The organism is Flavobacterium sp. AED (assembly GCF_000812945.1).
Classification (GTDB): domain Bacteria; phylum Bacteroidota; class Bacteroidia; order Flavobacteriales; family Flavobacteriaceae; genus Flavobacterium.
Genome location: NZ_JSYM01000001.1, coordinates 602,616 through 626,779, shown reverse-complemented (window position 1 = coordinate 626,779; position 24,164 = coordinate 602,616). Strand labels below are relative to the sequence as shown.

The 24,164-nt window shown below is 38.4% G+C and carries 33 protein-coding genes; 25 read left to right on the top strand and 8 right to left on the bottom strand.

Annotation, left to right across the window (positions count from 1 at the left end; genetic code table 11):
- Positions 1–2 precede the first annotated feature (2 nt).
- The 3 genes from OA85_RS02815 to OA85_RS02805 all read left to right on the top strand — a co-directional run bounded on the left by OA85_RS02815 (position 3) and on the right by OA85_RS02805 (position 1,559).
- Positions 3–536 carry a hypothetical protein gene (locus OA85_RS02815; RefSeq protein WP_039107985.1) on the top strand — a complete coding sequence of 178 codons (534 nt, stop codon included), beginning with the start codon at positions 3–5 and terminating at the stop codon, positions 534–536.
- A 216-nt stretch (positions 537–752) separates the two neighbouring features.
- Positions 753–1,229 carry a hypothetical protein gene (locus tag OA85_RS02810; RefSeq protein WP_039107983.1) on the top strand — a complete coding sequence of 159 codons (477 nt, stop codon included), beginning with the start codon at positions 753–755 and terminating at the stop codon, positions 1,227–1,229.
- 84 nt (positions 1,230–1,313) lie between these two features.
- On the top strand, positions 1,314–1,559 hold the full coding sequence (locus OA85_RS02805) for a hypothetical protein (RefSeq protein ID WP_039107982.1): 246 nt from the start codon (positions 1,314–1,316) through the stop codon (positions 1,557–1,559).
- On the opposite strand, the gene OA85_RS02800 is transcribed toward OA85_RS02805, so the two are convergent.
- From OA85_RS02800 to OA85_RS02770, 8 genes are all read right to left on the bottom strand, one after another.
- The gene (locus OA85_RS02800; RefSeq protein ID WP_039107981.1) at positions 1,556–2,008 is read right to left on the bottom strand and encodes a hypothetical protein; all 453 of its coding nucleotides are present in this window, start codon (positions 2,006–2,008) and stop codon (positions 1,556–1,558) included. The two genes, OA85_RS02805 and OA85_RS02800, sit on opposite strands and share 4 nt — an antisense overlap.
- The gene (locus OA85_RS02795; RefSeq protein WP_052257126.1) at positions 2,005–2,553 is read right to left on the bottom strand and encodes a phage virion morphogenesis protein; all 549 of its coding nucleotides are present in this window, start codon (positions 2,551–2,553) and stop codon (positions 2,005–2,007) included. Before OA85_RS02795 ends, OA85_RS02800 begins: the two co-directional genes overlap by 4 nt.
- Positions 2,543–3,337 (bottom strand): phage minor head protein, encoded by a 795-nt coding sequence (locus tag OA85_RS02790; RefSeq protein ID WP_052257125.1) that lies wholly within the window; start codon positions 3,335–3,337, stop codon positions 2,543–2,545. Before OA85_RS02790 ends, OA85_RS02795 begins: the two co-directional genes overlap by 11 nt.
- Positions 3,338–3,426: 89 nt before the next feature.
- On the bottom strand, positions 3,427–4,635 hold the full coding sequence (locus OA85_RS02785) for a DUF935 family protein (protein ID WP_039107980.1): 1,209 nt from the start codon (positions 4,633–4,635) through the stop codon (positions 3,427–3,429).
- 2 nt (positions 4,636–4,637) lie between these two features.
- Complete coding sequence (locus tag OA85_RS02780) at positions 4,638–5,066, bottom strand: phage protein Gp36 family protein (RefSeq protein ID WP_039107979.1); 429 nt, start codon at positions 5,064–5,066, stop codon at positions 4,638–4,640.
- A 1-nt stretch (position 5,067) separates the two neighbouring features.
- The gene (locus tag OA85_RS17320) at positions 5,068–5,232 is read right to left on the bottom strand and encodes a hypothetical protein (RefSeq protein WP_156129401.1); all 165 of its coding nucleotides are present in this window, start codon (positions 5,230–5,232) and stop codon (positions 5,068–5,070) included.
- 3 nt (positions 5,233–5,235) lie between these two features.
- Positions 5,236–6,771, bottom strand: coding sequence for a hypothetical protein (locus OA85_RS02775; protein WP_039107978.1), 1,536 nt, complete (start codon positions 6,769–6,771; stop codon positions 5,236–5,238).
- Positions 6,771–7,322, bottom strand: a complete 552-nt coding sequence (locus OA85_RS02770; RefSeq protein ID WP_039107977.1) for a hypothetical protein — start codon at positions 7,320–7,322, stop codon at positions 6,771–6,773. Before OA85_RS02770 ends, OA85_RS02775 begins: the two co-directional genes overlap by 1 nt.
- Before the next feature lie 182 nt (positions 7,323–7,504).
- Between OA85_RS02770 and OA85_RS02765 the strand changes: the two genes are divergently transcribed.
- The 22 genes from OA85_RS02765 (at position 7,505) to OA85_RS02655 (ending at position 24,040) form a co-directional block, all read left to right on the top strand.
- Positions 7,505–8,461, top strand: a complete 957-nt coding sequence (locus tag OA85_RS02765) for an HK97 family phage prohead protease (RefSeq protein ID WP_039107976.1) — start codon at positions 7,505–7,507, stop codon at positions 8,459–8,461.
- Positions 8,462–8,468: 7 nt separating this feature from the next.
- Entirely contained in the window at positions 8,469–9,389 is a 921-nt protein-coding gene (locus OA85_RS02760) for a hypothetical protein (RefSeq protein ID WP_039107975.1), read from the top strand.
- 55 nt (positions 9,390–9,444) lie between these two features.
- Positions 9,445–9,786 (top strand): hypothetical protein, encoded by a 342-nt coding sequence (locus OA85_RS02755; protein ID WP_039107973.1) that lies wholly within the window; start codon positions 9,445–9,447, stop codon positions 9,784–9,786.
- Entirely contained in the window at positions 9,783–10,238 is a 456-nt protein-coding gene (locus tag OA85_RS02750) for a CHAP domain-containing protein (RefSeq protein WP_039107972.1), read from the top strand. The genes OA85_RS02755 and OA85_RS02750 overlap by 4 nt, the downstream gene beginning before the upstream one ends.
- The gene (locus tag OA85_RS02745) at positions 10,235–10,711 is read left to right on the top strand and encodes a hypothetical protein (protein WP_039107971.1); all 477 of its coding nucleotides are present in this window, start codon (positions 10,235–10,237) and stop codon (positions 10,709–10,711) included. The genes OA85_RS02750 and OA85_RS02745 overlap by 4 nt, the downstream gene beginning before the upstream one ends.
- Positions 10,712–10,715: 4 nt before the next feature.
- Positions 10,716–11,024, top strand: a complete 309-nt coding sequence (locus OA85_RS02740) for a hypothetical protein (protein WP_039107970.1) — start codon at positions 10,716–10,718, stop codon at positions 11,022–11,024.
- A 1-nt stretch (position 11,025) separates the two neighbouring features.
- Positions 11,026–12,252: a DUF2586 family protein gene (locus OA85_RS02735; protein WP_039107969.1), complete on the top strand. Its 1,227-nt coding sequence runs from the start codon at positions 11,026–11,028 to the stop codon at positions 12,250–12,252.
- Positions 12,253–12,262: 10 nt separating this feature from the next.
- On the top strand, positions 12,263–12,676 hold the full coding sequence (locus tag OA85_RS02730) for a hypothetical protein (protein ID WP_039107968.1): 414 nt from the start codon (positions 12,263–12,265) through the stop codon (positions 12,674–12,676).
- A gap of 81 nt (positions 12,677–12,757) precedes the next feature.
- The gene (locus OA85_RS02725) at positions 12,758–13,075 is read left to right on the top strand and encodes a hypothetical protein (RefSeq protein ID WP_052257124.1); all 318 of its coding nucleotides are present in this window, start codon (positions 12,758–12,760) and stop codon (positions 13,073–13,075) included.
- A 151-nt stretch (positions 13,076–13,226) separates the two neighbouring features.
- Positions 13,227–15,197 (top strand): phage tail tape measure protein, encoded by a 1,971-nt coding sequence (locus OA85_RS16965; RefSeq protein ID WP_052257123.1) that lies wholly within the window; start codon positions 13,227–13,229, stop codon positions 15,195–15,197.
- Complete coding sequence (locus OA85_RS02710; protein ID WP_082014106.1) at positions 15,198–15,860, top strand: DUF6046 domain-containing protein; 663 nt, start codon at positions 15,198–15,200, stop codon at positions 15,858–15,860. It abuts the gene before it with no gap.
- Positions 15,860–16,825: a hypothetical protein gene (locus tag OA85_RS02705; RefSeq protein ID WP_052257121.1), complete on the top strand. Its 966-nt coding sequence runs from the start codon at positions 15,860–15,862 to the stop codon at positions 16,823–16,825. Before OA85_RS02710 ends, OA85_RS02705 begins: the two co-directional genes overlap by 1 nt.
- Before the next feature lies 1 nt (position 16,826).
- Complete coding sequence (locus OA85_RS02700) at positions 16,827–17,336, top strand: hypothetical protein (RefSeq protein ID WP_039107966.1); 510 nt, start codon at positions 16,827–16,829, stop codon at positions 17,334–17,336.
- A 15-nt stretch (positions 17,337–17,351) separates the two neighbouring features.
- Positions 17,352–17,690: a hypothetical protein gene (locus OA85_RS02695; protein ID WP_029286600.1), complete on the top strand. Its 339-nt coding sequence runs from the start codon at positions 17,352–17,354 to the stop codon at positions 17,688–17,690.
- The gene (locus OA85_RS02690; RefSeq protein ID WP_039107965.1) at positions 17,683–17,958 is read left to right on the top strand and encodes a hypothetical protein; all 276 of its coding nucleotides are present in this window, start codon (positions 17,683–17,685) and stop codon (positions 17,956–17,958) included. Before OA85_RS02695 ends, OA85_RS02690 begins: the two co-directional genes overlap by 8 nt.
- Positions 17,959–17,960: 2 nt before the next feature.
- The gene (locus OA85_RS02685; RefSeq protein WP_039107964.1) at positions 17,961–18,818 is read left to right on the top strand and encodes a hypothetical protein; all 858 of its coding nucleotides are present in this window, start codon (positions 17,961–17,963) and stop codon (positions 18,816–18,818) included.
- Positions 18,799–19,290 carry a hypothetical protein gene (locus OA85_RS02680; RefSeq protein ID WP_156129400.1) on the top strand — a complete coding sequence of 164 codons (492 nt, stop codon included), beginning with the start codon at positions 18,799–18,801 and terminating at the stop codon, positions 19,288–19,290. The genes OA85_RS02685 and OA85_RS02680 overlap by 20 nt, the downstream gene beginning before the upstream one ends.
- Positions 19,287–20,150: a hypothetical protein gene (locus OA85_RS02675; RefSeq protein ID WP_039107962.1), complete on the top strand. Its 864-nt coding sequence runs from the start codon at positions 19,287–19,289 to the stop codon at positions 20,148–20,150. The genes OA85_RS02680 and OA85_RS02675 overlap by 4 nt, the downstream gene beginning before the upstream one ends.
- The gene (locus tag OA85_RS02670; RefSeq protein WP_039107961.1) at positions 20,150–22,360 is read left to right on the top strand and encodes a hypothetical protein; all 2,211 of its coding nucleotides are present in this window, start codon (positions 20,150–20,152) and stop codon (positions 22,358–22,360) included. The genes OA85_RS02675 and OA85_RS02670 overlap by 1 nt, the downstream gene beginning before the upstream one ends.
- Positions 22,361–22,372: 12 nt before the next feature.
- The gene (locus OA85_RS02665) at positions 22,373–22,747 is read left to right on the top strand and encodes a hypothetical protein (RefSeq protein WP_039107960.1); all 375 of its coding nucleotides are present in this window, start codon (positions 22,373–22,375) and stop codon (positions 22,745–22,747) included.
- Positions 22,741–23,205: a hypothetical protein gene (locus OA85_RS02660; protein WP_039107959.1), complete on the top strand. Its 465-nt coding sequence runs from the start codon at positions 22,741–22,743 to the stop codon at positions 23,203–23,205. The genes OA85_RS02665 and OA85_RS02660 overlap by 7 nt, the downstream gene beginning before the upstream one ends.
- Before the next feature lie 196 nt (positions 23,206–23,401).
- Positions 23,402–24,040, top strand: a complete 639-nt coding sequence (locus tag OA85_RS02655; protein ID WP_039107958.1) for a thymidylate synthase — start codon at positions 23,402–23,404, stop codon at positions 24,038–24,040.
- Positions 24,041–24,164 lie beyond the last annotated feature (124 nt).

The following is a 24,164-nucleotide window of genomic DNA, read 5'->3' as shown; positions in this document are numbered from 1 at the left end:
TTATGATACTACCCTTTAGCACACAATTGAACGGAAAGCCAACCTATTTTATAGAGAAGATTTGGGAGGGTTTATTAAGGCACAATTTTAAAGACGATACACAATACATTGCCTGTCTAGATAATTACGAGAAGCAATTTGGTAAACTGTGGGACTTCTTACCCGAAGAGAACGAACGAATGACAAATCCTAAAATTCACACCATCCGGGAAGATGCAACCGATCGTTGGAAGCCAGGAACAAAAATTGATTTCTTCATCAATTGCCGTCAAAAAGATATGTTTCGGTTTGCTCCGGTTCTGCCAGTGGTGAGTGTTCAAAGCATTCAAATAGATTATTATTCTAACCGAGAAATATTGATGAATGATTTACCACCGATTAGAGCGGTTATTATTGATGATATTAAATGGCTAACCGATGATGAAATTTTTAAACTTGCTCAAAACGATGGTTTTGATGCCGTTGAAGATTTCTTTGCTTACTTCAACGAAGGTTTCAAAGGTAAGATTATCCACTGGACAGATTTAAAATATTAAGCAAATGAGGAATCCCGTAAAGAATAACAAAACTAACTTAATACCTTTGAACTAATGCAAGAAATTTGGGAAGATCATCACAGAAAAATGGCAGAAATAGACCGTCGTCATCAATGCAAGATGAGAGTTTTATTTATTGTATTAATAATACTTTTAATTGCAATAGCAATTGTATCTTATAAATATTGATTAGATTTGAATGTAAATTGAAATTTTATGAAAAAACTAATACTACTTATTGCCTTATTGGTAAGCTCATTTACTCAGGCACAGTTCAGACCAGAACAATTAAAATCCCTTACTCAAGCACAAGCCAATTCTTTTGCAAATGATGTAGCAACGAATGCTAAAACGCAATGGGAGTTTGTACAAGCAAAAGAAAGCTTAAACGGAGATTATTATATTGTAAGTTATAGCTCTGGTGAAAAGACTTTTAAAATAGTTTTTAATGTGTTTTATGAAGGTCAGAATAAAGCACTCGAAATAGTGGGAACAAAAACCTATCGATTTTATGAAGTTTGGGGTAGTTATTTAGATTTATTCCCTACTTGGAAAAAAGTATTTAGACCAGATGCCGAACTTGAAAAAACAGTAGATGACTTTAATAGTCAGGAATTAATAAACCGCCCGGCAAAAATTAATTTCAAATTGAAAGGCTCGGACGATGAATGGCATATCACCAATTGGTCATAAATAAAAAAACCACCATAACGGTGGTTTTTTTTATGCTTAAAAAGTTGAGTTGCTTTGTATTCTAAAAACACATAAATTTGTCACATGTCCCTCACAAAACAAGCTATAGGTATTCAAAATAACAAGCTTCAACGCTACAAGCTTATTATGGAATTATACAAGCTACATAAGACAGAGGACATTCCCACCACCGTTGTTTGGAGGAAATACATTTTTCCTGTTTACCCAATTTCAAGAACAACACTTTACACTATTCTGTGTACCCCAATCAATAAGGAAATCAAAGAACTGCAAGCCATAAAAGACAGTCAGCTCACGATGTCGTTTTAAACATTGTTTAAACCAATGTTATATATCACACGATACTGTTGAATTCCATCATCTCGTTTTACCCTTCTGAAACTCTTACGTATTAAACTACCGCTATTTGCATCGGGACGAAATCCATGTATTTTTGTGTGTACCTCTTCAATTATACCTAACAATAAATAAGCTTGATCCTTTTGGTTAATTGGTGCGTTTTTACTGCTGTTAGTGATCTTTCGATTAGCAAAATTAAAAGTGACACTCCCAAATGCCTGTTGTCGGTTCTGCGGGGTTGCAGAGCGATCTATTCCGATCTCACTATAATCGGCATCGGCAAAGTCAACTAAACAGCACGGCCATTTCACGGGAGGATTTGGTCCATAATCGTCAAGCTGTCCCCAATCCTCATCAATGTATTGTATTGCCGTAACCGTTGCAAGTTGTGTTTCTAAGTTTAAAAGTAATTCTTTCATCGGGTAAATTTTTTGATTAGTTCCTGGTTAAATAGTTCCATGTTGTCATCAATAACGCCTTTTACAATTTTGGCAACTTGTGGATGGTCGCCAACCATTTGACGCTTTTCGACTTTTATTTTTTGTCCCACTTTCATTAGTGCCAATCCTTTCCATTTGGCGGCTTCTGCGGTAAGCTTTACATTCTTTTTGCTCTTGCTTTCTCCACCGTCTACTTTGGTAGTAATTCCACCAACGGCTTTGTAGTACATCGCCCAAAAGTATTTTTTCATTTGAGCCGTTACCGTTATCTCTCCTCCTTCATTGTGAATAGATGCATAAGGCAGTGAACTACTAAATAAAATCATTCCATCACGCACGGAATATTTAATGGAGCGTCTCAGGTTCCCGGAGCGGTTCATCACAGAACCACGAGCATTGTTTATTTTTGGACTCGCCCACTTTTCCGTAAAAAAGGCTTTGCGTTCAAAATTACGGTCAAACTCGTCCGCTAATTCTACCGCTAAATCTTGGGTTATTTTCTTTTCTAAGTCGTTAATTTCCATCTTTCAACTCCTTTCGAACCGTTTTCGCGCCTGCAACTTTAGTATACGGATGCGCCGGCGGAAATACCACTTTTTGAAGACCAGGATTAAAACGAAAAATCTCCAGTTTGTTTTTGCCATCTTTATCAATTTGTGAGGTTGCTTTTTCACCTTCAGCAATTGCCTTTTTGCTATCGCTTACTTCAAATTTTCCTTTGCGAACTTGTACCGCAGTACATCTACACCTCCAACCGTTTGGTGGGTAATACGACAACCAAAAAGCGTCATCCGGTGGTAACGTTGTATCTCTCAATTTGTCGTGAGAATCACGCACACGGTCATCGCCCGCCGTTCTATATTGTAAATCGTAATCGTTGCTTATATTCGCCCAATTCCCTGCAGACTGTGCCGAGGAAACCGCAAACTGATACTCAGCGTCCAGATACTTTTGATTGTAGTTTTCCTTGATACTTTCCACATCTTTAGAGAAAGCCGAAAAGGATTTAATTTTACCGTCTTCAGTCAATAACAATCTCGAAGCTTCAGCAAGTTGCGCATTGGTTTTAAGCCCGGAGAAAATGAAAGCATCATCTTTCAGGCTTTTTGCCATCGCTTCCGGAATATCATTGTCAGCAATTGCGCCGTTAAAAATTTGGCTCGTTTGTGTAACTAAATTTTTGTAGGCTTTGGTCTTCGCCAAATCTTCCGGTTTGTAATTCCCTTTTTTATGCAATTGTTTAAAAGCCGTTTCAACACTCTTTAAAAGCGGTTTAATTTTGCTTTCGCCAATGGCTAATGTGTACATTTGAGTTTTGCAATCTTCGCAATTGCAATCATACAAAAATGATAATCGGCTATTCAAAGCCCCGAAATATTGGTTGTAATATTTGGGGCTTAGACGAAAAAATTCCCATCCAATGAAAGATTGGCAGCGGGTGTTGTTGGTTGTACTTTAGGGCCCAATACTTTCACACCAAAAGTGTCATTAATCCATTGCGGGTCAACTTCAAAATGTTGAAATGTGTCTTTTGTCATTGCCCATAATTGTGCAATATCTTCCGTCTCCGGATAAGAGAAAACACAGTCACCGGATAACACGCCAATATTGATTAATGCAGGGATTACTTTAGTATTCCAATATTGCTCAATCAATGACAAATCAGAATCAACCAATGTTTGCAATGTATCTTGCATCGAAGACTCTTTAGAACGGGAACCGTTCTTAGTGTCCTGACCCATCACAGCACCCGAAATTAGCATCGAGATTTCGTTGTTACAAAACGTCATTAACTTTTGATAAACATCTCCATTCGCATTCGAAGCTTGCGCCCATTCAAATTTTTCGCTTTCGTCAATAATGAACCAAGCCGCTGCGCCCATATCTTTCATCATGCGCTCCGCTCTGCGAAGCATCGCCACATTTTGAGTGTCGGTTTTCATAACTCTTGGAGGGATTCCCGCAATTTCGCAAAGTTCAGACCAACAGGATTGCGCAAAACGTTTGAATAAAACGTGAGGCACAGCACTGTTTAAAAGCCCTATGTTTTTGCTATCGCCAAACTCTAAAATCCAAGTGCCATATTCTGCCATTGCACGATATGGAATTGCTTTGTCACCGTTGTAATCTGGATAAAATAAACCTTCACGAGGTTCTATGTTTTGGCGGTCTATTAAACTACATTTTAGATCTTGTGTGTCGCCAATGCCTATCCATTCAAACTCCACAACCGAGTGGCCATGTGTAATAGAACCAAGGATTGCCTTGTTGATTTCATTCACCCAAATTTTGTCCTGGAGTAATGCTGTCAATTCCTCATTTTGCTTTCCGCTTTTATCAGCTATAATAAAACTGGTCGCTAATGATTTCAACAGACGGTTTCCTAATTGGGAGGTCAGCAAACCATCAATAGAAATCTCATCGTATAAATTATACAACAAATGACGTTTTGGCTTTTCGGCTTTTCGTGCCATAGTCAAAGCGGTATTCCAAGTAGCAACATCCTGACGAACGCGGGACATTGATTTTTGAAGTATTTGATTGACTAATTTAGTATTGTCTAAGGCTCCCGCTTTTGCCGGTGCTGTTTTTTTTGCTGTTGCCATGATTAATTGTCGTGTATAAATTTAACTCTTGAGCCATAGCCAAAAGTGTCCGTTTCAGTTTCTCCCGTTGCAATGGGAATTGTTGGTAAACCGCCAAGTGTCACCGTTCCTTTGGATAACTTAGTTAACCAGGACACGGCACGGTCATACCGTTCTTTTGCTTGCTCATAAATAATATCGGCATTGCACAGCTCCACGATATACCATTTTGCAATGGTAACCGTATGTGTCAAAATCAAGGCGTTTCTATTTGCGCCTGTAGTGGCAAAAATTTTCGCAACATCATACAAAGAATTGCCGGCCAAATAACCGCCAACCTCTTCAATTGCTGCGTTAATGGCCTGCAATACTAAATCATCATCGCCCTCGGTTATTTGTTCCACCTGATAGCCATAAATGGCGCTTCCTAAATCTTCTTTTGATACAAACATGTTAATGTTGTTTTGTTATTTTTTGTTCAATAACCTGACCTAAAGGAATAGACTTTCCTTTGTGAAATTTGCTATTTGGCTCTGTTGAAATCTTGTAAATTTTATGCTCCATGTAAACTGGAAATCCTAGAACATCCACGCCTATTTGATAAATGACTACTCTCATATATTAATATTTTCTGTTATTAACTGCTCCAAAACTGTAACCGCCTTCCATTTGCACGGTTTTGTTTTCTAAAATCCAAACCCCACCTTCTAACATATCGGGTCCATCCATCATTTTTGCTTTTTCTGAAACGCTGGTCATTTGGTCCTCCATGACTCTCATATCAGGGTCATTCTTTTCGGCAATGTTGAAAATCAAATTACCCATTCGGTTCTTTGGTTCTAGCGTTCCCTCGATTCTGAAAAACTTGTCTGTTTTCTTTCGAGTGTCTGCCGTGATTGGCAAATGAATGTTTACAAGTGCGCCTTGCTTTTTTATTTCGGGTTGGATTACTTGCTCGTAATGTGGTGCTTGCAGTGAGTTATTTTCGATATAAATACGCTTCACATCTACCTCGTGCATCGCTAAATAATTGTAGGCTTCGTACAGGTAACTCACAAACTTGGAGTTGTTGGTTTGCTTAATCCAAACTTTGTATAAGTAGTATTTAGAACCCTTTTTACCAATAACTCCCACTGATTTATATGAGGCTTGTTTGTTTACGCCACGGTCTTTATTTGAGGTGGATGGATCGGCATATACCAATACATTGTCGCACGATTTCAACGGCGGACATTTGTCGTATTTTATCTTTTCGAATACATCGCCATCGCTTACGGGATTATTGTAGTATTCTTTTTGTTGTGCGCTCCATGAAATTTTGGAAAGCGCCCGATCAATTAAAGCCTCGGTATTTTTAGCAGGCCAATTTGAAACTCCATCCTTATCACGGATGTTTATAATTTCGTGGATATCGGCTTTTTTAGCCATTTCAGTAATACAGCAATATTTTGCAATGATATTTCCGCAGGCAATCCACAACAATGGATTTGAAAGCGAACGTGTACCATACAAAGCCTCTTCAATCCATTTGATTTTTTCTTTGATACGTTGCGCATTTCGGCACTCCTCGTCTGTATCAATATCATCGATTAAAATACAGTCCGGACGCACCTCGTCTTTACGGGTTCCCCTTGGAGATTGCCCGGAACCAAGCGCACGAAATGAAACTCCTTTTTTGGTTACAAACTCGCCCGCTTCCCAACCACCAATGCTTTCCTGTGCGCCATAGTCATTGATAATCCTATTGTTGCACTCTAAAATTACTTTGTATGGTAACAGCAAACGTTCGGCATTATCGTACGTACTGGAAACCATAAGGATGTTTTTCTTTTTGCCTGTCATGGCCAATAAAAGAACTTCCATCATTGTACGCCCGGACTTTGAAAATTCACGAGACCAGGAACGCACTTCATACCATTCAGGATTGGATAAAACTCGCTTGGTAGCTTTGATATGAAACGGTGCCGGTTCCGAAGTGTAGAAGTTCGGGAAATAGTATTTAAACCATTGCTCCGGGTTCTTTTCGAGTTTGGAGACACGGTTTTGTTTATCGACTACACTTTCCTTTAAGTCAATAGGTGTGGCTTTTCGGGTGTTGTCCCGAAACTGCTGCCATAATTCATAGTACTTTTTATCTTCCGCTTTACTGCTTGCCATTATTTCATTTTTGCGGTTATGAATACATCAAAAAGATTCGTGATTGTTTTGGCAAGTTCTAAGTCCTGCGGACGTACAAACTCGATGAAGTTTCGAGCCACTTCCACAGTATCACCAATAGAGGTTTCGGTTTCTAGCCTCTTGATTGAAGTTGTTATTTTTAAAATGGCGTCAGCATCTTTTGAGGTGGCAACATTCCCAACTAAAATGGGGTAGTCCTTTTCATTAAATTCTGGAAATTCTAAATACTCATCCCCTAAGCTATTTTTTAGCTTGAATGGTTTATAAAGAAAAGTGGGTACATCATAAATCACCTTTCGGGTTTTTATTTCATTTGTTGTGTTTGATAACTGATCGTATAACTCAGACAACTGATTTTGCTTGGTAGTCAGCAACGATTTTTTCAAAACCTCCCACTTTCCTGCTTTAATCCAGTTGGCGAGTGTTTTTTCCGTCACCGAAACACGGGAGGCTATTTCCTTCTGGGTAATTCCTCCACTAATAAATAGTGATTTCGCAAACTCTTTTTCCTGCAGTTTTTTCAATGCCATAATCGTGCTTTTATACGCAAAGTTGACGGAATAACACTCCTGAAAAAAAATAGTGTTTGACTGCTTTACAAATCTTTAAAGCCTTTATACATAGGCGTAAACGTACTTTACAGCTTTTTTTTTAAGGCGTAAAAGCCACGCATCTTTGTCTCTGAAATTAGTCAAACCTATAAAATCAGCCCATGCCTAAACCATTTGTTTTTAATGACCAGAACCAAGCCAACAGTTACGGATTTAGAATCCTTACTGCCGGTATTAGTTTGAAGCGTTTTAAAAACAACCCAATGATGTTAGATCAACATTATAACTCTACACAGGCAGTTCTTGGAAAGTGGGAAAATGTTGCAGTCGATAAAGACTTACTACTTGGTGAGCCTGTTTTCGATATTGAAGACAAGGACGCTTTGAAAGTTTCCGGAAAAGTAGAGCGTGGATTTATTAACTCCTGCTCGATGGGTATCACTTTCAAACCATCTGATTTAAAAATTATCGGTACTGAACTGATAATGGAGAAATGCGAATTATATGAGTGCTCCATTGTTGCGGTTCCATCCAACGCCAATTCGATACGCTTGTATGCTGAAGGTGGCGAACTGCTAAAAGACGAAGAAATCAAACAGCTTTGTTTGGCACTACAGCCAATAGAAGGCGAAACCCAGAATTTAGATTTAAACCCTATACACGATATGAAAAAGATCACATTAACACTTGCTGTCTTAACAGCATTAAGTTTTGATAAGGCAACTCCTGAAGTGGACGTTGACGCTGTTGAAGCAGCTGTTTTGAAGTTGTCAAACGAAAACGCAACCATGTCTGCAAAATTACTTGCGCTGGAAACCGAAAAAGACAATGCCGCTGAGTTGGCGATTGAAACTATGGTTTCTCTTGCAATCACTGAGGGCAGAATCCCTGCAACCAAAAAAGAGGACTTTGTAAAATTAGCCCTTTTGAATTTTGAATTGGCAAAAAGCACTTTGGAAGGTATTCCTGCAAAAGTGACTTTGGGAGATAAAACGGTTCCGGTTGTTCCAGGTGCAGTTGCTTCGAAAGAAGACTTCCAAAAATTAGGACTTGACGCACAGTTGGCTTTCAAAACCAATAGTCCCGAAGAGTACAAAAAATTGTTTAACGTAAAATAATACATAGATGCCAGCAAATTTTGCAGACGTATGGTTGGACAGAGTTATTAATAACCTGACCACCGCAGATCAAGCCCCGTTCTTAGACGGGATTGCCGAAATGGATGTTGACGTTTCCCAAATGGGAGAAGGAACCATCACTGAAAGCAATGTAATCCACGTGCCAACGAGCGAGTTTGCTCCTGACATTTTGATTAATAACTCAACGTATCCTATCGCTTTACAAGCGTACACGGATGATCAGGTTATTATTCAGTTGGATAAATACCAAACCAAAGTGGTGACACTTTCAGACGACCAAGTGTTAGGCGCGTCTTATGACCGTATCGACAATGCAACTCGTAAAACAGTTCAAAAATTAACCTCAGAGAAATTTGGGAAAGCGGTTCACGCCATTGCTCCAACTTCTACAACTGCAAATACTCCAGTTATCACTGCTACAGGTGGTGCAACTGCTGAAGCAGCTCCGGGTGGAAGATTGAGATTGGTTTATGAAGATTTAGTTTCTCTAAAAGAAGCTTTCGATGCAATCGATGGTTGTCCTGTTGAAGGTAGAAGACTGGTTTTAAACTCAAATCACTACAATGATTTGTTGAGAGACCGTAAGAATTTTGGAGATCAATTGGTAAATTATAAAACTGGCGATGTAGCTCCTACAATTGCAGGTTTCGAAATCTATCAATATGTAAATATGCCTTATTTCACTTCATTGAATGTGAAAAAAGCATACGGATCAGTTCCGGGCGGAACGGATAAAAAAGCATCTATCGCATTCGTGAAAGATAATATCGCCAAAAAGACAGGAAATACAAAACAGTATTTCACTGCAGCTGTTGATAATCCAACGACCCAAACCAACCAATTAGCGTATCGTCACTACTTCATTGCAGTGCCTTTCCAAGCTAAATGGCTAGGAGCAATCCTTTAGTAAAAATCAATGGCTCTCACAATAAAGTGAGAGCCATTATTTAAAAATCAACTCGATGCAAGAATTCTTAAATGTAGTCCTATACCCTTCTTTATTTGCTTTTGCCGGCATTGCCGCAACAAAGTTTTGGGATTGGGTTAAACCAAAATTTCAAACAAAACTTGACAATTCTAATGTAAAATCTGCTGAAATCGACAACGAGATTAAATCAGCGTCATTTTACCAGAATTTATTGAACGACATGAGTAAACGTTTGGAGGATTCTATTATTGAGATTGAAAAGCGGGACGTCCGTATTAAGGATAGAGACGAAAGAATTGAGCATTTGATTGATGAGATTGAGAGAATGACTACCGAATTAAGAAAATACAAACAACTTAACGGAAAACAAGAGTGACATCACTACAAACTGCAACATTGCAAAAAGCGATTTCCCAATTGGGAGTAGAGGAAATACCAAGAGGTTCTAACGCAGGACCCGCAGTTGAGAAGTATCTCAAAAGCGTTGGATTAGGTAAAGGATATTCCTGGTGTATGGCATTCATTTATTGGTGTACCAAAGAAGCCTCGATTGAAGTGGGTGTTTTAAACCCATTATCTAAAACGGGCGGAGTACTGGATATGTACGCCAAAGAAAAAGATTTGAGAGTTACAACTCCACAACCGGGTGACATTTTTATTATGGATCACGGCAAAGGAACTGGTCACACCGGAATAGTCGAAAAGCTAGTTGGAACCACACTCCACACCATTGAAGGAAATACCAACGACGAAGGAAGCCGGGAAGGTTACGAAGTGTGCCGCCGAAAAAGAGAAATGAAAACCATTAAAGGATATTTAAGATTATGAAAAACATCACACGCATATTTTGTTGTTTGTTCGTTCTCATCACAATCGTAAGCTGCGGAAGCGGTAAGCCGATTGTGTTGCAGAATGAAACTACAAAAACAATCATTGAAACGGTACACGATACGATTTTCAAGATTGAAAAAGACAACAGTTCTCTGGAGGCATTGTTAGAATGCCAAAACGGGAAAGTCGTCATAAAGCAAATTGTCCAAGGCGAACCAGGGCGCACATTAAACAGCCCGAAGGTTCGCATTGCGGACAACCTCTTAAAAGTGGACTGCGAAGTCAGGGCGCAGGAACTATTAGCACATTATAAGAACACTCACGAGGCTAATACTATTATTAAAACATTACCGCCAATTGAAATAAATAGAATTACTAACTGGCAAAAAGCACAAATTAATCTCTTTAGGATCTATGCCGTTTTAACCTTGTTGTTTGGCGCATGGGTATTTATAAAATCTAAACTTTAAGCAAATGAGCAAGTATTTTAAAACAAGCGATGGACAAAATTTCTACCAAGAAAACGACGCAAAAAACCACGCAAAAACACTGGAAGATAAAACAGTTACTCCGCCATCTGATGAAGCAATTGCTGAAATGGAAGTTGTTGGAGCGAAGGATGAAACTGGCGAAGCCCCAAAAGAAATCAAGTTAAGTAAAATGACAAAAGCCCAATTGGTTGCTTTTGCTGTTGATAACGAACTTACAATTGATGAAACTGCAACAAATGCAGTAATCGTGGAATCTATTGAGGTTCAACTAACCGAAAAAAACCAAGCGTAATATGTTACCAGGAATCAATATTGAATTTCAAAACGGTCAGTTAGGACAGGTTGTAGACCTTCCCGACGGTATAAGCGGTTTGCTTGCGAGTGCGGTTGCAATAGGAACCACATTCCTTTTGAACACGCCTTACCAAATAAAAAGCATGGTAGATGTTGCCGCTTTGGGAATTATTCCTGATGTGAACAACTACAAACTGTATAAAACTTTGAAAGAGTTTTACGCAGAGGCAGGTGAAGGCACAGAACTTTGGTTAATGGGCTTTGCCAAAACTACAAAAGTAAGCGACTGGTTTACTCTTGACGCAGGAACTGGAAAGGCTCCTGCCGAAAAATTGTTAGACGCTGCCAACGGTAAATTGAAGTTTCTTTTTACTGCATTTTCTCCAAGTGCGGGCTATGTAGTAACACTGGACGACTCGATTGACTCGGACGTAATGGTTGCGGTTAACTTGGCTCAAATTCTTGGCGAAAGTTACACAGCCAAAAAATACGCTCCATTTTTTACCATCATTGAAGGTTATGCCTTTGACGGTAATAAAGTAGCATTGGGCGATTTAAGCGCAGCGAGTTTTAACTGTGCGATGATTGTATTAGGCGATACCGAAACAAGAACCGGAGTAACTGCCTCAAAAGGTGCAGCTGTTGGAATTGTTGCAGGTCGTTTTGCTAAAATACAAGTTCATGTGAACATAGGAAAAGTAAGAGACGGTGCGCTTAGCAATCTAACTGCTTTTATCCTGGACACGCCTGCTGAATCTTACGATGTGGAAGCATTACACGATAAGGGCTATGTAACCATGAGACAACACACTGGAAAGTCAGGGTACTTTTTTACAGATGATCCTTTGGCTTGCGAGATTGCCGATGATTACCACTACGCAAACCGTAGACGTGTAATTGACAAAGCACTTCGCCTGGCGTATGCTTCTTTGTTAGAATTCCTTTTGGATGACAACACTGTGAACAACGACGGAACCATTTCACCAATCTATGCCAAAAGCATTGAGAATGAAGTCGAAAGTTTAATTTTTAATCAAATGACTGCTAACGGTGAGCTTTCTTTTGATCCAAGTGATTCAAAAGACAGAGGCGTGATTTGTAAAGTTGATTTGACGCACAACGTGACTTCGACTTCTAAACTGAAAATTGCAAAACTTCAGGTAAAAACTAAAGGCACAAACCGTTGGATTGATGTTCCACTTGGATTTGTTCCCGTAACCGCTTAATCAAATAGATATGGCTTTTAATAGTAGACAATACGAATGGGCTGACCTCACCCTTATTTTAGGAGGTCGTGATGTAACTGGATTTCGCGGAATCAAGTATTCAGAAAAAATTGAACGTGAGGCAATTTTTGCCAAAGGTCGTGATGCACATTCGATACAAAGTGGCAACTCTACCGTAGAAGGTGAAATCACCCTGTTGCAATCAGAGTACGAAGCCTTGGTAAAATCAGGGAAAGGAAGTGTTTTGTCGCTTTCATTGGATGCACTGGTAGCGTATGGAAATCCAGCTAATGCTGATCCCATAATCACGGACAGACTTTTGGGAATTCGTTTTACCGAAAGTGCCAAAGAACTGAAACAAGGAGACAAGATGATGGAAATTACACTGCCATTTATTGCGCTGAGAGTTCAGAACCAAGTATAAAATAGATTTGAATTAGTATATAAAATCCCTCTCAATTTGGGAGGGATTTTTTTTTAAACAAACACCAAAAAACAAAACAAAATGAACAACGAAAATACACCATTAAGCGGTCAGGCTACACCGGAACAAATAGAAGCTTGGAAAGTACTACACGGCGAAATATTCGCTATTACTGTTGAGGACAAAATAGGCTACTTGAAAAAAGTAGACCGTAAGACTTTAAGTTTTGCTTCTTCCATTGGGACTAAGGACCCAATGAAATTCAATGAAATCATTTTGACTAACTGTTGGTTGGGCGGAGACGATGAATTGAAAACCAATGATGATTATTTCTTGGCAGTAAGCGGAACCCTTTCGCAACTTATTGTCGTAAAAGAGGCGGAGCTCGTAAAGTTGTAGAGACTGCGGCGGTGGAAGCCGATGATTGGATTAGAATAACCAACGCGCAATTGCGCTACTATTTTCAAATTCAAGACCCCGACAGTCTCACAGATGAAGTTTGGGCTTCCAGATTTCAAGAGTTACAACACATACGAAAAATCGCTAAGCAATGAACAACGTTTTTAATTACATATTCAAGATCACCTCCGATGCCCAAAAGGTCACTGCGGGGATGGATAAACTGAATGCCTCTGTTGATAAAATACAGAGTAGCACAGTGAATATGGATGCTACTTTCAAAAAGAGTTTTGGAAATATGCAACGTGACATTGCCACAATTAAACTCTCTTCGATATTAGACCAGGTTGACCGCGTGGCCAATGGTTTGAATACGCTGAATAAGCCGGGCATGGATTTGAGTACAAATATGTACGACTTGCAAGCCATAACCGGAGTTGCGGGTGACAAATTAAAAGAGATTGAAGGTTACGCCAGGCAAAGTGCCAAAACTTTTGGCGGTTCTGCAGCCGATGGCGTGGAATCTTATAAACTGATCCTTTCTAAATTAAGTCCAGAGATTGCCAAAGTACCTACTGCGCTGCAGGATATGGGTAAAAATGTGGCAATTACTTCTAAACTTATGGGAGGTGACACAGTTGCCGCAACTGATTTGTTGACTACGGCAATGAACCAATATCAAGTTTCCACGGCTGACCCGTTAAAAGCTTCCAAGGAAATGGCGGTTATGATGAACACTATGGCTGCAGGAGCAAAAGAAGGCTCTGCTGAATTACCAGAAGTAAAAGCCGCATTGGAGCAATCCGGTATGGCTGCTAAAGGTGCCAATGTTCATTTTGCCGAAACAAACGCGGCAATTCAGGTGTTGGATAAAGCAGGAAAAAAAGGAGCTGAAGGTGGTGTGGCGCTTCGTAATATGTTGGCCACATTATCAGAGGGTCGCTTCTTACCTAAGGACGTGAAAGCAGAGTTGGCAAGTGCGGGTGTTAGTGTTGATACACTAGGAAATAAAAACCTAACACTTGCTGACAGAATGAAGCCGTTGCGAAAAATTATGGGTGACAGCGCTTTGGTGACCAAATTATTTGGTAAAGAAAACAGCAACGCTGCCATTGCCTTGATTAGCGGAATTGATGAGCAAGAGCGATTGACGAAAGCAATCACAGGAACGAATACGGCTTATGAGCAAGCGGCTATTGTTATGGAATCGCCTGCAGAAAAAAATAAAAGATTACAGGCTCAGATTGATGATTTCAAAATATCATTATTCAATGGTACCAATGGAATGATGGCTTATGCTTCAATAATTGGAGATACAACGCGAGACTTCAGTAATATGGTTCCGTTAATTAGTGGGGCAGGCAAGGTCCTTAGTTTTTTAACGAGTGCTACCAAAATGCAAGCCGCTTGGACTAGTGTTGTTACCGGAGCACAATGGCTTTGGAACGCTGCAATGACTGCTAACCCGATTGTGCTAATTATAGCGGGAGTTATAGCCTTGATTGCAGTTGTAGCTACAATAATTAGTTACTGGGATCAATGGGGTGCGGCAATGAGTTTATTACTCGGTCCTATCGGGTTTGTAATATCAGCAATAATGACCTTTAAAGACCATTGGGATTCTATTGTAAATGCCTTTAATAGTGGTGGAATTATAGGAGGATTGAAGCGAATAGGTGTTGTTATGCTTGACGTTTTATTGAAACCCGTACAACAATTATTAGAGCTTATCGCAAAAATACCAGGACTTGGAGGGATTGCCGGTTCTGGTGCTGCTTCAATAAAAAGTATGCGTGCTAAGATGGATTTAATTACTCCAGGGGAGGTCCAAACCAAAGCACTTAAAAAAGCGAATGGAATTGCTGCGCCAATTGTTCCGGGAACTGCAACAAGTGGAGGAACTGGAAAAGGCACTCCCGCCGGTGGTTCTAAGACCAAAGGCAACGAGGCAGTTGCCACGGGAGGAACAAAGAACACAGTTATCAATATCACCTTGAAAGATTTGATAGGAGTTTTGAATATTCAAGGAAAAGATTTTAAAGATAGCTCACAACAAATGGCCGAGCAAAGTCAGGACGCTTTATTGCGATTATTGGCGATGGCTACAACAGCAGGAAACTAAATGGAAAATACAGATCTATTATTTGCGTCACTAGTCGGGAGTAAAGTCGTAAAGATGCTACCGAGACTCGAAGCGGTTCAAAATGAACTGATGAAGCACGTATCGCCTCCAATTCCTTTTTTGCCTTTCCGCAATGATGAAGGTGTGATTGATGTTTCGGCAGAGGAGTATTTAAACCTTTGGGAAGCTGATAAACCGTTAAGTGATGAACAACAATTTTTCCCATTGTCGTTGTCAATTGACGAGGGTACAACGTGGTTTCGTTTGCCTTATGAACCTTTGATTAGCATTAGCGGTAAAAATGTAATTGCTAAGAGAAGAGTTGCAAAATGGAACTCTGAAAACTCAAAACAACTGACTGGTACTATCAAAGAAAGATGGTCACAGGATGATTATGAAATTACGATTACCGGTGTTTTGATGGGTTCCTTGTTAAGAGGTAATTATGAAGATTGTTTCCCAAGAGCAGACTTTGAAAAATTGAAAAAAGTACTGACATACGCTAAGGAAATACAAGTCGCCTGTCCTCCATTGGAACTGTTAGGAATAAATAAAATAGTGATTGATGATTTTAGTTTTCCTTTTACAAAAGGGGAAAACGTTCAAGCCTACGAAATTAAAGCATGTTCTGATTTTAGTTATAATCTTTTAATTAAAATCTAATGTATACAATGGACTGGAATATTGAATTTAATAATGCCGGGAAGAAATTCAAGTTAGGCATTTTAGCAGAATGTGAAATTGAGTGTTCGGTTGATAACCTCGCCGATGTTGCAACTATAGTATTGCCGGAGGCGGTTATGAATCAGGTACTAAATATTGAATCGGAGATTAATAGAGGAACATCAGTATTAATACAACTGGGATATGACGGAAGGTTGCAAACTGAATTTGAAGGCTTTATTCAGAACATTATAACAAACGATGGTCCTTTAAAGATTATTTGTGAAGATGCTTTGTTTTTGTTCCGTAAAAGTGTGCCGGATGTGGAGTTAAAGCCAAGCTCTTTAAAGAATATAGCACAATATCTAATTGACAAAATAGATCCTTCGTTTACGCTTTCCTGTGACTATGATATCAGTTACGAAAAGTTTGTCATACACCAAGCCACTGGCTACGATGTATTGAAAAAGCTACAAGAGGAAACGAAAGCCAATATTTATTTTGACACCATTAATAAGGTATTGCACGTTCACGCTCCTTATGTTGAAATTGGCGGCATTGTAAAATATTCGATGCAAAGGAATATTGAAAAATCCTCTTTAGAATATTTAAGAGCGATTGACAAGAAAGTGGAGGTTACTATAGAAAGTACCGATAGTAAAGGAAAAGTAAAAAGCATTACTGCAGGAACAACCGGAGGTGATAAAATCACATTAAAGGTTGGTCCCATGAGTGAAAGCGATATGCAAAAAGTAGCTGCAGCCGCTTTGAAAAAAAATAGTTTTGACGGATATAGCGGTTCATTTGACGGGTGGTTAATTCCATTTGTACAGCCAACTTACTCTGCTATTATTGAAGATACGGATTACCCATATAAAACCGGAAGGTATTATGTGATAGGCGTGAAAACTAGCTTTAGCGAAAGCGGAGGCAAACGAACGATTACACCAGGAATAAAATTATAACATGGATAAAATTGCCGAGATCAAAAAGAAACTGCAGGAGGTTGTTGGAGCAAATCCAAACTTTCCAATTGTGGGAACGGTCGAGGCTTTGGATGGCGAAACGTGCTCGGTGAAGTTGGTTAGCGGTTTGGTTCTCTCTGGTGTAAAGATAAGTGCCAGTGTTACGGAAAGCGAAGATTATTTATTGCTTGAGCCGGTTGTTGGTTCTGATGTTCTGATGCTGAGTGGTGACGGAACTCTTTCGAATCTTTACTTGATAAAAGTAGATCAGATAGGAAAGTTTAAGTTTTCGCAATCAGGAATGAAAATCGAGTTTGATAGTGTTGATAAAAAAATAAAGATTGAAAACGGTACGGTAAACCTGAAAGATTTATTTACTGATTTGGCTACCATATTAAATAGTTTGAAAGTTGGTGTTGTTGCTGTAGGTGCTCCAAGTGGAACTATTACGCCGGATGTAGTGGCATTAGTTACAAGTTTTTCAACAAAGATTAATACCCTTTTAAAATAGGTTTAAATAGTATTTATGAAATCAATAGGAATCCAACTTAACGACAATAATGACTCGGGCGATGTTCTTGACTTAAAAATTAATGTGATTCGTGACAGTGCCGGGAAGATTGTTTCCGGGTTTGTAGTTGGCGATACTTTGGAACAAAACAAAGCTATGATTTTGATAGCCCATCAAGGCGAATTTAAGTTTAATCCTGATTTAGGTGTTGGCTTGGGTGACGTTGTGTTGAGTTCCGATTATTTGGTTTTCAGACATCGTATTCGGGAGCATTTTTTAAAAGATGGATTAATTATATCGGCATTAGATTTTTCAGAAAACACGCCTATAAAAATCATTGCAAACTATGAGTAAGGCAATAGTTTACCAAGGACAAAGCTTTCTCGATAAGATTGTGGAATGTACAGGTGACATTGACAATGCCTTTGAAATGATGCTTTTGAATAGTATTTCAATAACGGAAGAGTTGCATTTAGGCCGTGTTTTAAAAAAAAGCAAAATTACAGATTATGAAATAGTTGCGTGTTTTACAGAAATCAATAGACCAGCAACAAAAAAGATAGTTACAACCAACAATTTAGTTGATTATTCATTTCCGGGCGAGTTCCCTTTTAGTTTTTAATTATGGCAAGAAGTACAGCAGAAATAAAAACATATATCACTACGGCATTTATCAATAATGCGTATGTAATTGCACTTTATTCATTAGTGCCTGGACAAACATTTGAGCAACAATTTTCAAAAGTGAGTTTAGAAAATAATATTTTCTCCATTCTTGCTTTTGTGATTTCCTTTCACGAAAAGATAGTTGAAACGAATGCCAATAACTCACGACCTCAAAACCAACCTAATTTTAGGCAAGCTATTTTGGATTATCATGATGGATTAGACTTGGTTTGGAAAGATGGAAGTTTTCAGTATGATTTGACAAATATTAGTGATGCTGAAGCTCGAAAGATTATTGACCGTTGTGCGGTTCTTGAGAGTGACGATGGTGAATTAGTAGTAAAGATTGCCACGGATAATAACGGGGTTCTTGAGCCTTTGACCGCTGAACAAAAAATAAGAGTTGAGGCTTATATCAAAAAAAAGAAAGTACCAGGAATACGAGTGCGACTGATTAATCAAAATGCAGATTTGCTAAAGGCGGTTTTGACGGTTTATGTTAATCCTTTGACTATTGATGTTGTTACCGGGAGGTTATTATCCAGTACTACCGAAGTGTACCCAATTAAGGACGCTATTAAATTATATCTCGCAAATCTTGAATTTGACGGGGCATTTGTAAAGGATTTTTTTAGAACTACGCTGAAAGATGCTGAAGGAATAGAACTGGTTGTAATTGACCAAATGAAAAGCAAGTTTGCCGCCTTTCCTTTTATCGATATGGGTGAATGGAAAATACCGGAGGCGGGCTATTTTAAAATAAATGATGCGGATTTAACCATTAACTATCTTCCTTATGTTTTGGCACACAGTTAACTTTTTTACGCTTATAGAGCAACTTTTGCCAACGTTCTTGAGAAAGAATAGAATGATTTTGTTTTTAAACAGCATCGCAAGTCCTCTTGTGAAAATATATGAGGAAACCTTGTATAAAATGCAACATGACGGTAGAACAATTTACCTCGAAAAGATGTTGAATGAATATTTTGAGGTTGTAGGTTACGATCATCAAAATCACGAAACGACAAAAAAGATTTACATCGATGACCTGCCAGAACCGGAAAAACTTTATATCTGGCAAGATGAAGAGGAAGGTGTTAGTTTCTTGGAAGATGATGATAGTGATTTAGATATATTTCTTGATAATGAGAGCGAGAATGTTGTTAGTTATTCGTGGATTATTTTCATTCCGGACACTTACATTTTTCAAGAGGATCGCATTAGAGCATTGGTTGACACGTACAGATACTTTGGAAAAAAATATAAAATAGAAACTTACATATTATGAATTTAATAGACTTTTTACAACCGGGCGGTTTTCGATTCAAGCAGGCTACATTAGGAAAAATGCAGGCGGCTTACTTTGAAATTCTTAAAGCTTTTGTGCGCTATTTTGGGATGCCTGATGTGGGTAATTTCATTATTAGCGGCTGTACAATTGTAGGCGGTGATATTACTGCAGGAATGCTTTTTATTGATGGTGAGCTTTGCTCATTTGCAGGAAGCCCCGGAACATTAGCCACTACGATTAAAAAAGAAGTAAGCTTTGAAAATTTGGCTTTTAAGAATGGGACAAACCCGCCAGTATTTAGAGCCACACAGGCGATTGTAGATGCGACAGGAGTTGCTTTATCCGCTTTTGTGAGAATACCAAGCGTTAAGGAAATGATTTGGGGTAATATAGGAGGTATTCCTGATGGATTAATTATTGATCCAAATGTAGGAACGGAAAACCCTTCTTTAATTGCTAGGATTGTAGAATTGGAAAAGAAAAACAGTGTTTTCCAAGATGGTGGTGCTATGGTTTTTTGGAATAAAATAGCTTCTTTAATTCCTGTAGGCTGGGCAGAGGTTGAAGATTGGCGTGGACGTATGCCTATTGGTTGGGATCCTGACGACGAAATTTTTGATACTATGGGAGAAACGGGTGGTGCTAAAAGTGCTTCTTTGACTATTCCAGTAGAGGGCTATGTGCCGGGATTAAATACATCTGCCGGAGAAGGGGGAAGATTAATTGTTTCGACTGGAGTGGCTGAGAATGGTGAGAGCTTTGAATCAGTTGCGAAAGTAGCCACTGCTCCAACGACTGGCTCAGTTGACCACATGAACCCATATAGAGTAGTAATTTTTATTGAATACGTAGGATAATGGATATTTTAGAAATAGGCAAAAAAGAAGATAGCCCAGAAAAATTAACTACAATTGCCGGAAAGGACCCGAAATACTTCCTGATGGCTGATGAGTTTAATGCCGTAGTGGACCATGTGAAAACTATTGTTTCTCCTGATGAAGTCACCAAATATGGCGAAGCTCCGGTAATTGATGGTGTTGTGCATATTGCCGCACTAGAATTTGCTTGGAAATTAAACCAAGTCGATTATAGTAATCCGGTTGCTTATTCGGCACCAATAATCTCGTCTACAGAGGGGTATATTAGAACGGATATTGTTGTTGGAAACATGTTTAACACCTATCAGATTATTCAAGGTGATGAGGGTGTTGATATTGCAGAAAAGCCAAAGCCTTACCCAAATACGATTGAAATTAGTTCATTTGATGTTAGGGGTACTGTTGTATCACAGCCGGCTCCTGCAATTAATGGTTCGGCTTACATTGAAAAATCAGAACTAAGCTTCAAGAAATTGTACGGTACTGGAAACAAAGCAGCATTCTCAATTACAGATGAAACCGCCTCTTTCCGAATCATGGAAGCAACTTCCATCGCTTCAATTTCAGTATCTAATTCCAATAAAAAATACATCTATGCGGGTAAGGATCATTATATCAAAAATGAGACAGGAACTACTTTAATAATAAAACACAATTCTGGCACTGGGAATTTTAAATACTTCTTCCCAAATGAAATTGATTTGGTTATTCAAAATAATGAAATAGTTCATTTCAAAATCAAAATAGCAACTGGCAATAGTGGCTTTTTAGATTATGTTGGTACCATTTATGATAAAACAAGAATAGGACTGTCAAACGTAGACAATACAAGTGATGCCAACAAACCTATAAGTACTGCGCAAGCTACTGCAATAGCAACTGTTCAAGCTGATATTGATACTCATGAAGCTAACACTTCTAACCCTCATTCCGTTACTAAATCACAAGTAGGTTTAGGAAGCGTAGATAACACTTCTGATGCAAATAAACCAGTATCAACCTTACAGGCAGCTGCAGACGCTGCAAAATTATCTGAAGCGAAAACCTATTCTGATGGATTAATTACGCAATTAATCAATGGTGCGCCTACGGATGGAAACACCTTAAAAGAACTAAACGACAAGATCCTTGCAGTTCAGGCAATCATTGGCGGCACAACTGCTGATGGCGATGCTATAGTTAATACTGTTGCCGAATTATTAGCTGTTTTTGCAACATTCCCTGAAGGAGTAGATTTGGTTACGTTATTATCAGGAAAAGTCAACACGACCGATGTTTATAATGCGCTTGATTGTATAGTTGCCGGAAAAGTAGCCGATGCACGACAGTTGAAATTCTTGAATGATTTGATTGTTGCTTTGACAACGGTTGTTGCTGGAAAAGAAAATTCAAGTAATAAAGCAGCCAGTGCAGATGCTGATATCACGAGTGATACAAAATTCCCTACTATTCTAAAAATGGTAAATTATGTGACTGGATTATTTGCTAAAAAAGACTCTCCAACATTCACGGGAACTCCAATTGTTCCAACTGCAGCGGTTGGTACTAATACTGGTCAAGCTGCATCAACTGCTTTTGTATTGGCAAATTTAGGAAGTGGAGGAGATGCTTTAGAAAATATAAAATATATAACCACGCCAGATTACACTTTGCAATTATCAGATTCAGGATATAGAGTAATTGTTGCGCCATTGTCTTCGTCTATTACCACCACAATTACAATTCCATTAAATTCAAGCGTTCCTTTCCCTATTGGAACAAAAATAACTTTAGACCAAAACCAAGTATTAGGTTATTATAATAAATTAGTAGGTCCTGGTGTGACCATTAAAGGGGCAAGACCTTCAGAAACTAATATTTATTTTAATACTTATTACCCTTTAAAGCTCTTAAAATTAGGCACTGATACTTGGGAAGTGGAAAGACCCGCGCCGATGTGGAGTGATGGTAATATATTAAATCTACCAAGTTGCGCAATTACGGGGACACTTTACGGAGCTTATATTTATGCAACGGCTTTAAATACGCAGGGCGGGGATGTTATAGGAGGGAAATTAAAAGTTTCTTCTATGGATTTGTCATTGTTAAGTGCTTACGCAAATGATGCAGCAGCAGCTTCTGGTGGAGTTGCTGTTGGGTTTGGATATATAAATAGTTCTACTGGTGCATTGCAAAGAAGATTAACATAAATTATATATAAAATGGCAAAAATTAAATCAAATATTGAATTGTTATATGATTCAAGAGACGGTAAAAAGGGATTTCTTCAAGTCGAAATAACTGAATGGAAATTTGAATTGGCTAATAACCGCTATTCCGCAATAGTAAATGATTATTTAGTAACCATTGAAGATGTTCAAGGAGTTCAAACAGAAAAATTTAAAAATATAAATACTAAAACTAATTATTATCCAATTTTAGAAATTGACACCTTATTCCATTATTTAAATAACTCAATTGATATAACTGAAGACTTCTCTGGTGAATTAGATAATTTAATTTCAGAAGCTTTACTTTTTGAAACACAAGCTAGACCTATATATGAAAGTATAGATATTAATTGGGAGTTATGTTAGGATCTAAATCAACATACTTCCAGCAACCAAAAGAAATTCTTTTTAACTCCAGGGATAAAGTATTTAGGCTTTTGGATTTGAAAGGATATAGCTTTAATGAAATTGCGGTCTACTTAAAAGCATTCGATTATTTCTGTGAAAATACAATCGCATTTGATGGAGCAACAATTGTCAAAGATTTAATGGATTTGCCTGATTTAGATATGGATGCCATGCTACATGATTTTCACTATTTGAATTATAATGTAGGCGTAAATTTCATTACTAAATGGCAAGCAGATTGGATCTATGCCAAAGGAAACGAGCGCAAAGGTAAAGGTCAATATAGTGCATTTAGTCGTTTCATTGGGTTAACCATTATCGGAATTGGATTTGTTCCTTATGCTTATTTAAAACGAGGGAAGATTACAGCTACTCAGAGAAGCCAATTTTTAGAAGAGTACAGAATTTTAATGTAGTTCTCAGGAGGTGGGGAAGTAAAAATAGTCCTCCAACATTTTTAACTCTTACCACAGAATTTAAAAATATAGCAACAAAGCCACAGCGTTGGAGGACATAAGTCTTCTATGCTGTGGCTTTGCTATTTTATAATTCTGTGGTAAGGGCAAATATAATCAATGAATCATCAATCATCAATCAAAAATCGAATTAAAAATGAACAAGTATCATGGAATGCTTAGTAAAATCCTTGCTAAAGGTAAGTTACAACAAAACAAAAAAGGTTCAATCACTTATCTTTTGAATCAATCGCTAGAATTAAAGCCGTTGGACCTCTTAGTTTTGTTTGAGAGCCACGCAGTTGCAAAAAAGAAGTTAAGAGACGAATTGGGTTTATTCATGGCAGGAGAGCGCTCCACGGAAGCCTACAGGGATATAGGCGTTACTTGGTGGGATTATTGCGGTCCTATTCTAGTAAATAGTTATCCAACGTACTTTGAGCAATTGCCAAAGTTGCTTGAGAAGATCAATAAAGAGAAACGCACATCAAAGAATTATGTTTTGTTTCTAGGTTCTAACAACACTGAGAGTAATCAACAACCATGCTTGAGCCTAATACAGTTCCAGATTGAAAATGGAAAGCTTGTGGTAAGTGCTTATCAACGCAGCTCCGATGCTAATCTAGGTCTGCCGTCAGATATTTATCACTTGTATTTAATAAGTAAGCAGATTGATATCCCGCTCAAGAGTATTAATTTATTCTTAGGTAATGTGCACGTGTATGAGAATAACATAGACAATACAAAGGTGTTGCTTGATGGTAATGATGTTAAGTTTAATCTGAATGTGACGTAGTAATGATAAAAGCCCCATTTTGGGGCTTTTTAATTGGTGTTTAATCAATGATTAAATGGTGATTAGTGTTTGTGTGAATATGTTCAATTGTATACTTTTCGCTCCGTAAATTGGTATTTTTCGT